Source organism: Paenibacillus luteus (genome assembly GCF_006542765.1).
GTDB classification, from domain to species: Bacteria; Bacillota; Bacilli; order Paenibacillales; family Paenibacillaceae; genus Pristimantibacillus; species Pristimantibacillus luteus.
In genome coordinates, this window is the sequence record NZ_SKCD01000022.1 from 162,460 (window position 1) to 175,466 (window position 13,007).

13 protein-coding genes are annotated in these 13,007 nt (G+C 50.6%); 7 read left to right on the forward strand and 6 right to left on the reverse strand.

The features are described from left to right. Positions 1-246 precede the first annotated feature (246 nt). On the reverse strand, positions 247-2,268 hold the full coding sequence (locus E0496_RS17450; RefSeq protein ID WP_141503048.1) for a beta-galactosidase: 2,022 nt from the start codon (positions 2,266-2,268) through the stop codon (positions 247-249). 219 nt (positions 2,269-2,487) lie between these two features. Here E0496_RS17450 and E0496_RS17455 point away from each other — a divergent pair, with 219 nt between their 5' ends. Beyond that, positions 2,488-3,345: an AraC family transcriptional regulator gene (locus tag E0496_RS17455; RefSeq protein WP_141503049.1), complete on the forward strand. Its 858-nt coding sequence runs from the start codon at positions 2,488-2,490 to the stop codon at positions 3,343-3,345. 98 nt (positions 3,346-3,443) lie between these two features. Here E0496_RS17455 and E0496_RS17460 read toward each other — a convergent pair whose 3' ends face one another. Beyond that, the gene (locus tag E0496_RS17460) at positions 3,444-3,758 is read right to left on the reverse strand and encodes a MazG nucleotide pyrophosphohydrolase domain-containing protein (RefSeq protein WP_141503050.1); all 315 of its coding nucleotides are present in this window, start codon (positions 3,756-3,758) and stop codon (positions 3,444-3,446) included. 79 nt (positions 3,759-3,837) lie between these two features. Here E0496_RS17460 and E0496_RS17465 point away from each other — a divergent pair, with 79 nt between their 5' ends. Continuing rightward, a complete protein-coding gene (locus E0496_RS17465) occupies positions 3,838-4,407 on the forward strand; it encodes an LOG family protein (RefSeq protein ID WP_141503051.1) in 570 nt (189 codons plus the stop codon). Between the two features lie 359 nt (positions 4,408-4,766). After that, entirely contained in the window at positions 4,767-5,657 is an 891-nt protein-coding gene (locus E0496_RS17470; protein ID WP_141503052.1) for an AraC family transcriptional regulator, read from the forward strand. A gap of 4 nt (positions 5,658-5,661) precedes the next feature. Here the strand turns inward: E0496_RS17470 and E0496_RS17475 are convergent, their stop codons facing one another. Genes E0496_RS17475 through E0496_RS17485 form a run of 3 tightly spaced genes read right to left on the reverse strand, consistent with a single transcriptional unit; the run spans position 5,662 to position 8,751 of the window. Further along, on the reverse strand, positions 5,662-6,525 hold the full coding sequence (locus E0496_RS17475) for a proline racemase family protein (protein WP_141503053.1): 864 nt from the start codon (positions 6,523-6,525) through the stop codon (positions 5,662-5,664). 17 nt (positions 6,526-6,542) lie between these two features. Beyond that, positions 6,543-7,562: a proline racemase family protein gene (locus tag E0496_RS17480; protein ID WP_141503332.1), complete on the reverse strand. Its 1,020-nt coding sequence runs from the start codon at positions 7,560-7,562 to the stop codon at positions 6,543-6,545. Further along, complete coding sequence (locus E0496_RS17485; protein ID WP_141503054.1) at positions 7,531-8,751, reverse strand: NAD(P)/FAD-dependent oxidoreductase; 1,221 nt, start codon at positions 8,749-8,751, stop codon at positions 7,531-7,533. The genes E0496_RS17480 and E0496_RS17485 overlap by 32 nt, the downstream gene beginning before the upstream one ends. Positions 8,752-8,836: 85 nt before the next feature. On the opposite strand from E0496_RS17485, the gene E0496_RS17490 reads away from it, so the two are divergent. Next, positions 8,837-9,847 (forward strand): sigma-54 interaction domain-containing protein, encoded by a 1,011-nt coding sequence (locus E0496_RS17490; RefSeq protein ID WP_141503055.1) that lies wholly within the window; start codon positions 8,837-8,839, stop codon positions 9,845-9,847. On the opposite strand, the gene E0496_RS17495 is transcribed toward E0496_RS17490, so the two are convergent. Next, positions 9,844-10,944 (reverse strand): M24 family metallopeptidase, encoded by a 1,101-nt coding sequence (locus tag E0496_RS17495; protein ID WP_141503056.1) that lies wholly within the window; start codon positions 10,942-10,944, stop codon positions 9,844-9,846. The two genes, E0496_RS17490 and E0496_RS17495, sit on opposite strands and share 4 nt — an antisense overlap. A gap of 177 nt (positions 10,945-11,121) precedes the next feature. Here E0496_RS17495 and E0496_RS17500 point away from each other — a divergent pair, with 177 nt between their 5' ends. From E0496_RS17500 to E0496_RS17510, 3 genes are read left to right on the forward strand one after another with little or no spacing between them, the layout of a single operon-like run. After that, positions 11,122-11,388, forward strand: a complete 267-nt coding sequence (locus E0496_RS17500) for a (2Fe-2S)-binding protein (RefSeq protein ID WP_141503057.1) — start codon at positions 11,122-11,124, stop codon at positions 11,386-11,388. Next, positions 11,385-11,738 (forward strand): (2Fe-2S)-binding protein, encoded by a 354-nt coding sequence (locus E0496_RS17505; protein ID WP_141503058.1) that lies wholly within the window; start codon positions 11,385-11,387, stop codon positions 11,736-11,738. Before E0496_RS17500 ends, E0496_RS17505 begins: the two co-directional genes overlap by 4 nt. Before the next feature lie 5 nt (positions 11,739-11,743). Beyond that, positions 11,744-12,946: an NAD(P)/FAD-dependent oxidoreductase gene (locus E0496_RS17510; protein ID WP_141503333.1), complete on the forward strand. Its 1,203-nt coding sequence runs from the start codon at positions 11,744-11,746 to the stop codon at positions 12,944-12,946. Positions 12,947-13,007 lie beyond the last annotated feature (61 nt).

The window sequence follows — 13,007 nt, forward strand, 5'->3', positions numbered from 1 at the left end:
AAAATTAGAAATTTGGCGACATTGGTAGGATACAATAACCAGCACAATTTCTGCAAGTTTTTTAAGCTTTTAACAGCTCTAACCCTGCCGAGATAAAAAGCTCTTGTTCAATCAATCGATGATGTTATCGGGATTTTAGCTTATACTTTTCACACTTAAAAAGGCCAGATACACGCAACGTGTAACTGACCTTTTTCATACTGCTTGCTGCTTTATTGCACTTCATAAACAGCGTCTGCCTACTACTTATTTTACAATTGAAACGCTCTCCTCAACAATAACGAATCCCCAGCTATCCAGCTCGATTTGCTCGCCTGAAATGACGTTCCTCTCAGACAAAAGCTCAATCCCATTGCCATGGGGGTAAGAGAATGTCGTTGGACTATTGGAATAGTTAAAGTAATAACGAATAGTCTTTCCTGCCTCATTTACTCCGTTCTTAACGATCAATGGAAAGCAAAGCCCCTGGTCCGGACCATATAGGCCTGCTGCCTTGCAGGCTCTCTCTAATACTTTCCCTGCAACCTCCGGACTTGGCATGTAACCAATATAGGTGGCCGTACCACGACCGTATTGGTTTTCTGTAATGGCTGCATAATTCCCCCAGTGAGGATGGTCATACCAGGCAAGTACCTCAGCTGTTGTTGGTGTAAGAAGCTCCATCCAGACATCAACGCGGTTAGACTCCTCTGTAACGCCAAAAGGATTTCCCTTGAGCGAAACCTTATTCGGTTGTACAAATTGATTATACTGGACGCCACATGCCTTATCTATTATGGCTGGTTGTATACCCGTACGGACCTTAGAGTGTTCATTAGCGAACCCGCTCTTGAACGTATACACAACATGGCCGCCATTTTCCACGTATTGATTTAGCTTCTCAAGAAGCTCGTCCGAAGCCGCATAAAGGGCCGGTACAACAATCAAGTCATAGTTCCCAAACCGTTCAGTAGAGCTTGGATTTAGCAAATCACAACCAATATTCATCTCATAAAGCCGGTCATAGAGTACACGAACAATATCATTATAACGGACTTCGCCTCCAGGCAGCTTGAACCACTCGATTGCGGTTAACGCCTCATTGCTGACAAGCAAGGCTGCTCGGTTTTCCTTTTTTAAGTTGATGAGATTAGCGGATAGCCGCTTAAAATCTCGGCCAATCGTTATAGCTTCTTCATAAGTTGGATTCGTACCCATATCATGGCTAAGCAAACCCTTCCAATACGTTTCAATGGAATTATGGATCGAATGCCAGTGCCAGTATTCGACCATATTGGCTCCCGAAGCCAGATGGCTAAAGGCTTGAAGCCGAAGCTGGCCAGGATAAGGCGTCCAATTTGGAAAAGCCTGCGCTTGCGTCTCAAGCACGAAGTAGTTTTTCCCCTTTAAAGAACGTGTGGAGTCACCTCCAAACGAAATTTCCTTGCCTGTCAGCTCATCTTGCGAAGGGTGATAAATATCGACTCCCGCAATATCGAGCGCCTTTGCCGCTTCGAAGTGATCCACATCCTTCTGAACACCAAACGAATGGCCCCGCCAATCAAAATCAAAGTTATGTGTCACAAACTGATTAGGGCGTTTATACTCATTAACAATGGCAACTTGCCAGGCTAGAAATTCGGTAACTAACTGTCGCTGGAATCGAGAAAATTCTGCACCGAGACTGCCATTAATTGTACCAACCACGGAAGGAAAATCCTCCCAACTATTAATTCGATTACTCCAATAGTCGAGGCCAAATTCCTGATTCAGCTGCTCTAATGTACCGAATTTTTCTTTCATATATTTAATGAACCGAAGCTGCACATTAGGGCCGCTCGTCTCATAATGCTTGGTTTCGTTATCCACTTGATAACCAATAACAGCAGGATGGCTGCATACTCGGCTAATCAACTTCCGAATGATCCTCTCTGCATAAAAAAGATAAGACGGATTAATGATATCCATAATCTGTCTTGCTCCATATCGGCCTTGCCCGTTCGGTGTCTCAGCAAGCACCTCTGGATGCTCTTTAACCATCCATGTTGGCACGGCGTAGGTCGGCGTTCCGACGATAACATGAATATCCGCTTTATGCATGGCATCAAGCACACGGTCAACACTGGTAAAGTCGAAGACACCATTTTGCGGTTCATGGGTACTCCATGTTGATTCCGCAATGCGGACGAGATTAATGCCAGCAGCCTTCATCATTCGAATGTCTTCCTCGAGTCGTTCATAGGGCATATATTCGTCGTAGTAAGCCACACCATAGTATAATTGTTGCAAGATCCATCTCTCCTTAGGGCCTATTGTTTTTTATTGATTGTTCTTCATTACAATAATTGAAGGAACGTGTAACCTTTATTTTATAGGACGAGCCTACACATATAAATGACAAAAACATGCGACATGTATTAAAATATTGTCATTCAGATATTTTGGATCAACTAAATAATAGTGTTAACAAATTAAACGTTTAATATATTGCGATTTAAGGAGTCAGCTATGAATGAACATCTCTTTCTGCCAACGCCATTATTCACAAGACATGTGTGCTTTCCGGATTACATCGGCGGTATTAGCGGTTATCCCGATCATATTGTTAATCGTGAATTCCAAACCAAAGAATTTAATCTGCATCGCAATTATAATTTGCATATTGTGCTTGAGGGTAAAGGATACCTTGTCACTGAAGGTAAACGGTATGATGTATTGAAAGGTCAGGGATTTCTATATGGACCTGGCATGAGACAACGCTATTACTCCGATGCAAATGAACCTTGGAGCATCCGGTGGGTTCATTTTTACGGGGAGCGGCTGGAGGAGCTTTTAGATGGCAGAGGTCTTGACGAGCCTTGGCTGTTTGCCTTATCTAACCTGTCTCCAATCGAACGCTTAGTCCAAAAATTGCTCTCTCTAGGCAGAGCCTATCAGATCGATGATGAATATACCGTAGCTTCTACGTTGTATGAACTTTTAACACGGCTGCAGACAACCTCAGATCGGCTAAATGTTCCCATTAACCATGCTTCCGATAAAATCAGAGCGGTCGCCAATTACGTACGAACCCATAGTCAAGAGTCTTTCTCTATTGAAAAAGCTGCAGCTCTCGCTGGTTATAGTACCCATTATTTCAGTCGTAAATTCGGCCAGACAGTCGGAAAATCTTTTTCGGATTTTTTACTGGAATCTCGCCTTATCCAAGCCAAACGCCTGCTTGCCTCAACGGGACTATCCATAAAGCAAATCGCACTGGAAACAGGCTTCTCGCAAGCCAGCTACTTCAGTTCATGCTTCCGTCAGCTTGAGGGAATGACTCCCTTACAATTCCGAAGCATTCATAGGATTGGTGAGGAATCATAAGAAGCGAAAAAAGAAGCGGATGCCTAAGGCAACCGCTTCTTCAATGAGGAAATTATAAGGAACCGTAAGTGAATGACCATTTTTCGTAATCATAACTTCTACTTATAACGTTTATGCAATTTCTCTTGATGAGATTTAAAAACATCCTCAAGGCTAATGTCATACTTGTTGGCAATTACTATTACATTCCCTAGTACATCTCCAAGCTCTTCTATTAACTCCTGCTTATTTTCAGCATATGTGCCGACGGTTTCATCTGGACGATCTCGACCAATTTCTAACGCTCTAATCGCACGTGCTACTTCTCCCGTCTCCTCCGCTAAAAAACCTATACGAATGAAAATATCAAGTTCTGACCAACCTCGTTCTGCATAATAACCCTTCACCCATTTTTGAAACGCATTTACGTCCAATTTATATCCCCCCTATTTATTAAACAAAATTTAACTATAATGATTAGTATATTATAATCTTCGAAATGGGGTTAATTTTATGAATAAAATAGCTATTTTCTGTGGATCTAGTAATGGTTCCTCTGCAGCATACAGAGAAGGAGCAATAAAATTAGGTAAAGAATTAGTAAGACGTGGCATTACTTTGGTGTACGGCGGCGCCAGTGTTGGCATCATGGGAACGGTAGCTGATACGGTGTTGCAGGCGGGCGGTCAAGTCATTGGCGTAATTCCAAAGCTGCTTGAAGAACGAGAAATTTCACACAAAAACTTAACGGAATTGATTACTGTTGAGTCTATGCACGAGCGAAAAAGCAAGATGATGGAGTTAGCAGATGGCTTTATTGCGCTTCCAGGCGGTCCCGGTACATTAGAGGAGTTTTTCGAAGTATTTACTTGGGGGCAGATCGGTTTACATCAAAAACCATGTGGTATATTAAATGTTAACCATTATTACGATCTGCTGATTTCATTTTTTGACCATATGAAAGAACAACAGTTTTTACAAGACCAGTACCGCCAAATGGTTTTAGTAGACGAGGAGCCAGCAGGATTGTTAGAAAAGTTTGCAACTTATGTCCCGCCTAGAGTAAAAACATATGCTAAGTAATCTATAAATTTCATTTTATCTCACAGCCGCTAATCTAATTTCCATTCATTAATTAAAATATTTGTTCATGTGCTTTCCATCGCAAATAACCAAACCATGATCTGGGATCAGGGTTTGGTTGTTCTCTGTGCGCAGTTTATGACCGCCATGTTCTTTAGTTCTATTCATAAACAGAATCTGGCGTGAGCGAAATGAAGCTCCTGGAAGATTTAATCTGTCCCGCAGCCTCCAAATAGTCAGCGACGATTGCACTAGCGTATTCCACTTGGAAGGAATTTCAAGTATTCACTGTCGAATAAGTAGATGACAAGCTTCATTGATCGAAACAGCTTCAAACCATCCGGAAGGAGTGATCCTACTTGCGGTTTCTGAGAACGGATATTCGCCAGCCGTTAGAGTTTATTTCAGCAGGACATTTGCATTCGCTTCGCTCTTGGACGCATTCCCGCCGCGTGATTGACAGCTTCGAAATCATTGTCGGTGTCAAGGGAACGCAATATATTCAACAGCAGAACGAGCGTTTCGATGTTGGACCGGGAAACGTACTGCTTCTGCTGCCTGGCGAAACACATTTCGGCTACCAGCCGAGCGAAGGAGAGCTTACGTTTTACTGGGTGCATTTCCAATGTCCCGAGAACGCGAGAATTTGCGGAGAGGACGAGTGGCAGGAGGATAGAAGCCAGCGGGAAGCCGAAGAACAGCTGGCGGCCAAAAGCGAATACGCCTATTTGCCTCTATTTTTCCGCTGCGGCCATTCCGACAAAATCGATATCCTGTTCCACCAGCTCCAGCATCTAGCCAATTCCAAACTCATCCACTACTCCGCTCTGCACTACCGGATGACTTCGTTGTTTTTGGAGCTAGCCGAGCAAGCGGATTCGGGCCATGCGACTGGCTCCCCCATACCGCCTGATCCGCTGGTGGCGGAAATCGTAGAATGGATTCGCATCCATACGGCGGAGCCGCTTACAGCTTCCATTATCGCCGATAAATATGGATACAACCGGGATTATCTATCTAGACTGTTCAAGCGCTTTTTGGGCAGAAACCTGCACGAATATATTTTGGCGCAAAAAATGTACAAGGCGAAGTCGCTATTGACCGGAACCAAGCGAACAGTCAAGCAAATCGCGCACGACGTAGGCATTCCAGACGAAAAATATTTCATTCGACTCTTTCGCAAGCATGAGCATCTTACGCCGACAGGCTATCGCAACGCCTACTACCTGAAGCATATGAACGTCGAATGAACAGTCATCTCAATAGAAACCCTTCGCCAATCGCATCCTGCGGATCAAGAACGAATTCGCAAGACGCGACCAGTCTAGCGCAGGCGGTCAAAGCCCAAACTATTTCTTCATTCCCTTCCACAAAATCGTCCGCGGATAAGACCATGCCTTCCACTAACCCGCCGGCAAGTCCGATGAAGCGATGGGGAACATGGAGATTTCCCTCCTCCCCAAGCAGATTAGCGAGCAGCACCCCTACCGCAACCGTGTGCGGAGCACGCAGCAAACAACCATCGCGGCCGATAGCCGCGACCACGCATTCGTTGCCGTTCCGCTCCTCTGCCAGCACCAATGATCTGCCTTCTGCTCCGCAGCTTCCTATATATTCTTCAATCACATGCGCATTGTGCGGTTGAAGCGACAAACCGGCATCAGATGCACGAACAACCGTGTACAAAGCGAGCTCGGACAACGCCAGCCGGCAAACCGCAGACCGCCTTTTTTCCTCATCCGCTAAGCCGACTACAATCGATCCGCTCTCCGTCTCAAATACGATTTCGTCGGCATTTGCCAGCAACCCGGTTTCCGTCAAAGCCGATGCAGCACCCAGCGCATCCATTCCATCCGCCGGGCAAGGACCTGCCGAGTCGAATATCATCAAGCCGTAATCACCTTTTCGCGATGACGTCACCACACCGATTCGCATCGCAGCATGCCCTCTCGGCTCATGCTGCAGCCAGCGCAGCGGCGAATGGTCCCCATGCCATAAACGCAAAGCTTTTTCCGACAGCGTCTCTTCCTCGCAGTGCTCTAGGGCTTCGAACAGAACACGAAGCGGCCAGCCAGCGACATGAACATCCAGCGATTTGGCCATTCTACGGAATTTCATAAGTGCGATTTCTCCTTTCAATGATCGTTTGGAGGTACGAACAAAAAACCTTCGTTCAACGGATCTTCCGGATTAGAATAAAACGTATGCATGCCCATCATCCGCGCAGTTCCGGCAATCTCCGTAACCACAGCCGGCTGCATGCCGATCATTGTCTGCTCCACCACCCTGCCTCTGAACAGCGAGCCGACGATGCTTTCGTAAACGAACGTTTCACCAATACCAATCTTGCCCTGTGCGAACAGCGCTGCCAGCTTAGCCGATGTGCCCGTACCGCAAGGCGAGCGATCGATGCCTCCCGGGGGCACGACGACCGCATTGCGTAAATCCGCCTCTGGATCGCGGGCATCGCTGTAGAACTCGACATGCGTCACCCCTCGTATAAACGGGGATTCCGGATGCTCGACGACCAAGCCCTTATTGATCGCTTGTCGAATCTGAACCGCTTGCTTAACGATAGCCGCCGCATTCGAGGGCTCAAGCTGCAGACCGCATGTGCGGGCGTCTATCATTGCGAAGAAATTACCGCCATAAGCAATCTCGCAGGCTACGTCTCCGAGCCCTGGAACATTAACGCGGCTCACGCTATGCAGGAATGCCGGAATATTCCGGAATGCTACCTGAAGAGCGGTTCCATCCTTAACCGTCACCTCCACACGAACAAGTCCAGCTGGCGTATCCAACTTAATCACCGTTTTAGGCTCCTCTACCGGTACAAGTCCGCATTCGACCAATGCGGTACAAAAACCGATCGTATCGTGCCCGCACATCGGCAAGTAGCCGCCCGTTTCAATGTATATGACGCCCACGTCCGCTTCCGCATGGCAGGGCGGCACCAGGCATGCGCCCGACATCACCTCATGCCCGCGGGGCTCGTTCATCAGCAGCCGCCGAATGCTGTCATGATTTCGTTTCATATCGAGCATCTTTTCCGCCATCGTCGTCCCTTCAAGCTTTGGCATACCGCTAATAATTGTTCGGGTCGGATTGCCTCCCGTATGGGTGTCAATGGTGCGATACACGCGCGTCGCGTTCATGGCCGCCATCACCTTCTCTCTTATTGAATCGACCGAAGCTCAAAGGTTCTGCCGGGATGCATGTCGTCTTGGCATCCGTAAGCAATTCCCCCATCAGCTTGCCGGTTACGGCAGCCAGGCTAATGCCGTCTCCTTCATGTCCAGCCGCAATATAGAAGCCAGGCATATCCTCGACCTCGGATACGATCGGCAAATGATCGGGCGTCCAAGGACGCAAACCGGTATACGTGCGTATGATTTGAAAATCGGACAACGCGGGATAAAAACGGAGCAGCCGTCTGGCCATGCAGGCGATGACGTCTGGCCGTACATCCATATCGAAACGGGCGAACTCGCGGCTGGAGCCGATTAGAAAATTCTGGCTTTCGGTCGGCTCGAAGACGAGCGCCACACCGTATTGATCAGTCAAGCGATCGACTTGGCGAGAGCCTCCGAATTTGGACATCAAGTAGCCGAACTCCATCACCTTTCGTCTGCCGACCGGCTGCTGCCTTGATGCAACAATGAGATGGCCCTTGCGCGGAATAATCGGAACGTCTAGGCCGATCATCCCTCCGATCATCGGCGCCCAGCAGCCCGCAGCGTTGACAACCTTTCCCGCGACCCATGTGCCTTGATCCGTTTCGACGACATAACCGTTCCCGCTCAGTTTAGCTACGTTTTGCACCGTCGTGCCCAAACCTATTTCCGTCCCGAGCCGCCTCGCACCGTCGGCAAGCGCATAGGTCAGCAAATAAGGATTCACTGTCGAGTCAGAGCCGCATTCAAGGCCGCCGGGCAGATCGTCCGCGAAATAACGAGACTCCTGGCGTATCTCGTACCGGTCAAGCATCCGAAACGGCAGCCCCAGCTCTGCTTGCCGAGCTACCCATCTTCGCGCCGCTTCCATTTCCGCTTCCGTCTCACATACGAACACGCTTCCGGGAGCCCGGTATTCGAACGGCTGCTCCAGCTCCCGGGTCAAATCCGCGACGATGCGCTGGCTTTCGATCGACATTAGGCTATCGAATCCAGGCTCTTTGTCAATAACGAGAATATTCCCGTCGCACCGCGACGACGTACCTTGCGCAATTTCTCCGCGTTCAAGCAAGGCGACGGACAATCCTGCCTTAGCCGCAAAATAAGACACGGACGCGCCAATAATACCGCCTCCTATGACAATCACGTCTGCATGCCGCTTAATGGTCATGAGCTTCACCTACCGTTACATATATTTACACTTTCAATTGACAGTGTAATAATTAAGATACACTTTTTAAGGGAGGGACCCCTCGTTGCAACCAACAGCTTCCGCGTATCATCCGTCCGATCCATTCCATGATCTGATTGGAGAAAGCCCAGCATTGCTCTCCGTTGTCGCTTTGGCCCGCAGGCTCGCGCATACTACCGCCACCGTAACGCTAACAGGAGAAAGCGGGGTCGGCAAAGAATTGTTCGCAAGAGGAATCCATGCGCTTCGCGAAACGGCTGGTTCTCCGTTCATTGCCGTCAATTGCGGTGCCCTGATGGCCAGCCTTGCCGAAAGCGAGCTTTTCGGCTACGAGAAAGGCGCGTTCTCCGGAGCAGATCCGCGGGGCAAATCCGGCAAAATCGAGCTCGCCCGGAGTGGCACGCTGTTTCTGGACGAAATCGGAGAGCTGCCACTTGATCTGCAAACGAAGCTGCTGCGCATTCTCGAGGACCGCGAATATTATCCGGTCGGAGGTACGCGTACTCTCCACTCGGACTGCCGCTTCATCGCTGCAACGAATCGCAATTTGGCTCTGCTTGTGGAACAAGGGAGGTTTAGGGAAGATCTATATTACCGGTTAAACGTTCTTGAGCTGGACATTCCGCCCCTGCGGCACCGTTCCGAGGATATTCCGCTCCTCGCCGAGACGTTCGCGAGACGGTTCGGCTGCGCAAAACCGCTAGGCAGCGGACTGCAATCTCTGCTTGCTCAGCATCCATGGCCAGGCAATGTCCGCGAGCTCCGCAATGCGATCGAGCGCCTATGCGTGTTGTCAGCAGGCGAATCGCTGATGGCCGAGCATCTGCCTCCCGCGGTGCTTCGCAGCGCCGCACATGGGTCGGCTCCCTCTACGCAGCATGCTGATCAAAGTCCTTCCTTGCCGAGGCAAGGCGCATTATCCGATTGGCTGGCGAATTATGAACGGCGTTTTATCGAGTCCGCGCTCCAGGAAACGAGCGGCAACAAGCAAGCGGCCGCCCAGCTTCTCGGCATTTCGCGAATGACGCTCTATAAACGCATCGGCACACTGTTCGGCAACGATTCTCCAAACTAAATACGCCTCAATGGCTTCGAAAAACCGGTTAACTGCTCTACCAATCCATCCTCATTCACATATAGATCATCTTCGATTCGAACTCCACCGAAGCCGGGAATGTAAATGCCCGGCTCAATCGTCAGCAGCATTCCCGTGACGACAAGTTGTTCGTTCCAGCCGTGTACGGAAGGTGGCTCATGAATTTCCGTGCCCAGGCCGTGGCCGACGCGGTGAGGAAACCATTCTCCGTAGCCACAGCTTCGAATCCATGACCTTGCCGCTTCATCGACCGATGCTAGCGTTACTCCCGTCTGAAGTGCGTCAATCGCCCGCCGATTGGCCTCCAAGACCGTTTCGTACATCCGCTCTTGCTCAGCTGTCCCTTGACCGACAAGGAAGGTCCGGGTCATGTCCGATAAGTAACCTTCATGAACCACCCCCATATCGATGAGCAAAATATCCCCCTCGACAATCCCGTAATCTCCGGTATCCCCATGGGGCAGCGCAGACCGTTCGCCGCCAAGCACAGTCGTCTTGAATGCGGGGCCAGCCCCTCCTGCCAGCACAATCTGCCTATCGATTTCCTCCGCTAGCTCCCTTTCCTTCATGCCTCTGCGAAAGAAACCTAATGCCGCTTCGAGGGCAGCGTCCGCGTAGCCTGCCGCCGCTTTGACAAGATTCGCCTCAGCCCGCGTCTTGCGGCCACGCATCTGCCCAATGTCCGCGCCTATATCGACGAACTCCGTATCTGGCCATAGCTCAGCCAACTGCTCAGCCATTTTTAACGTTAGCGTTTCTTTTTCGATTCCGCATCGCTCCGGCTCCCCGCCGCAAGTTTCCCTTAACGCTTCAGTCGCCGGCTTGCCATCCGGAATGAGCACCAGCCTGTCAATCCCCTGCACCATGCTTGCCTTCGTCTCATCCAATTCGGGGATGTACAATATCATCGTACCGTCCGCCTTTATCCATAACGCCATAAATCGTTCCATTGGATCCGAACGGAATCCAATCAAATACGCAATCGATGCCGGTGAAATCACAAGCGTCGCCCTGACAGCCCTCTTCTCCAGCTTTTCCTGCAGTATGCTCCTTCTGTTCCTGTACAGTATCTTCAAACGGAATCCCTCCTTATTAAACGGATTGGGACGGCAACTTCCCTTCTCATTACTAGCTGCTGCAAAATCGATGCCACGCCATCTAAATTCACCACATTTTTCTTAGATCAACATCGGCTGGCATGAAATTTGCAGCTTCGTAAAGTATCCATTCCGAACAATAAGGAGGCCGTTTACATGAAAGAAACGTCGATTATCGTTTGCAGATGCGAGGAGGTCACGTTGGAGCAAATTCGGGAGGCCATACGCCAGCATGGCTGCTCAGCACGCGAGACCAAGCTGCGAACACGTGCAGGCATGGGAATATGCGGCGGCCGTACATGCCGACCGTTGCTGGAACGCTTGATGGTCCCGCTGGAAGGTGACCATGCCTCCGAGCTCCCGCTAAAAATCCAGCCGCCGGTTCGTCCGGTGTCTTTCGCCCAATGGGGGCGATCGTTATGAGCTACGGCAGAATCGAACACCATCCTGTTCTTGGCCCTCTCCCTCCCGCAGCTACCCTTTCATTTTCCTTTGACGGGAATAATTATAAAGCACGTGAGGGCGAAAGCGTCGCCGCTGCGCTGCTTGCTAACGGCGTTCGGACGCTGAGGCTCCACGAGGAGCATGGGTCGCCCAGAGGCATTTACTGCAACATCGGGCATTGCATGGAATGCCGGGTAACGATTAGCGGCATCACTGGCGTACGCTCCTGCTTGACCCAAGTAAAGAACGGCATGGACGTTCGTTCTGGTACCGTCCTTCCTTCGCCGTTCCGGCAGACAACAGAAGCAGAGAGGAGTCCTTCCCTATGAACGCCATCTACGATCTTATCGTCGTCGGCGCGGGACCAGCTGGCCTCGCGGCAGCTGGTTCTGCCGCACAAGCCGGCTTAAAGGTGCTGCTGCTGGACGAATTCATGAAGCTTGGCGGACGTCTACTCGGCCAGCTGCATCAGGAGCCGGGAGGTGCTTGGTGGAACGGCATTCGTGAGGCCGAACTGCTCGTGCTAGGTGCCCAGGAAGCAGGCGCTGATATTGCAACCGGAGTGTCAGTGACCGGCTTAGAGAGGACCGACAATAACGGTTGGACGTTATGGACGACCCAAGGCTGTTATCGCACTCCCTTCGTCCTGCTCGCTACCGGCGCTGCTGAATCGGCAAACCCGCTGCCAGGATGGACGCTGCCCGGTGTCATGTCGATAGGAGCCGCGCAGGTGATGACGAATGTGCAGCGCGTGCGTGTTGGCAATCGGGGCGTCGTCATCGGCATGAGCGTGCTCGCCATGGCCATCATGTCCGAGCTGCGCCTCGCCGGCATCGAATTGGCCGCAATTGTACTGCCGCCGGGCAATGCGCTCAGCGGCAAGGATTCAAATCCTGAAGCCGTGCTTGACTCACTGCTGCGCTTCGCGAATTTAGCACCCAACGCGATGCTCAAATACGGCGCAAAGTTTCTGCAAAACAGTATGCTGCGCAATCTCGCGTTGAACCTATATCCGAAGCAAGGGATACGAATGCTGGACGTGCCGCTTCAGCTACGCCGCTGCGCGATCGAAATTGTCGGACGAGATGCCGTAGAGGGCGTACTCGTCGCCGACATTACACCGCGTGGAGAACCTATTGCTGGCAGCGAGCGCGTCGTGGAAGCCGACTTCGTCTGCATCGCTGGCGGGTTATACCCGCTTGTGGAGCTGGCCGCCGTCGCCGGTTGCCCTTTCCGCTACGTGCCGGAGCTTGGCGGGCATGTTCCGGTGCATGGCGAGAATATGCAAACGCTGCTTCCCGGCCTCTACGTCGCTGGCAACATTACCGGCGTAGAGAGCGCCAAAGTCGCGATCGCGCAAGGAAGGGTAGCCGGCTTATCAATCGCGTTCAGCGCCGCAGCCGAGAAAGCTCCCGGCGAAGCCGAAATCAAGGATGCCATGGAGCAAGTCAAACTGACGAGACACGAGGCACTTATTCAATTTCATCCCGACATCGCTCGCAGCCGAGCGAAATTGTATCAAATTGAAATCGTATAACAACCATGCAAATAAGCCGCCTCTAGGTTTTACAACCCGGAAGGCGGCTTTTCTCATCACA

Coding starts and splice junctions, on each gene's coding strand:
- E0496_RS17455 (WP_141503049.1), top strand. CDS start 2,488: ATGAATGAACATCTCTTTCTGCCAACGCCATTATTCACAAGACATGTG.
- E0496_RS17465 (WP_141503051.1), top strand. CDS start 3,838: ATGAATAAAATAGCTATTTTCTGTGGATCTAGTAATGGTTCCTCTGCA.
- E0496_RS17475 (WP_141503053.1), bottom strand. CDS start 6,525: ATGAAATTCCGTAGAATGGCCAAATCGCTGGATGTTCATGTCGCTGGC.
- E0496_RS17480 (WP_141503332.1), bottom strand. CDS start 7,562: ATGAACGCGACGCGCGTGTATCGCACCATTGACACCCATACGGGAGGC.
- E0496_RS17485 (WP_141503054.1), bottom strand. CDS start 8,751: ATGACCATTAAGCGGCATGCAGACGTGATTGTCATAGGAGGCGGTATT.
- E0496_RS17500 (WP_141503057.1), top strand. CDS start 11,122: ATGAAAGAAACGTCGATTATCGTTTGCAGATGCGAGGAGGTCACGTTG.
- E0496_RS17505 (WP_141503058.1), top strand. CDS start 11,385: ATGAGCTACGGCAGAATCGAACACCATCCTGTTCTTGGCCCTCTCCCT.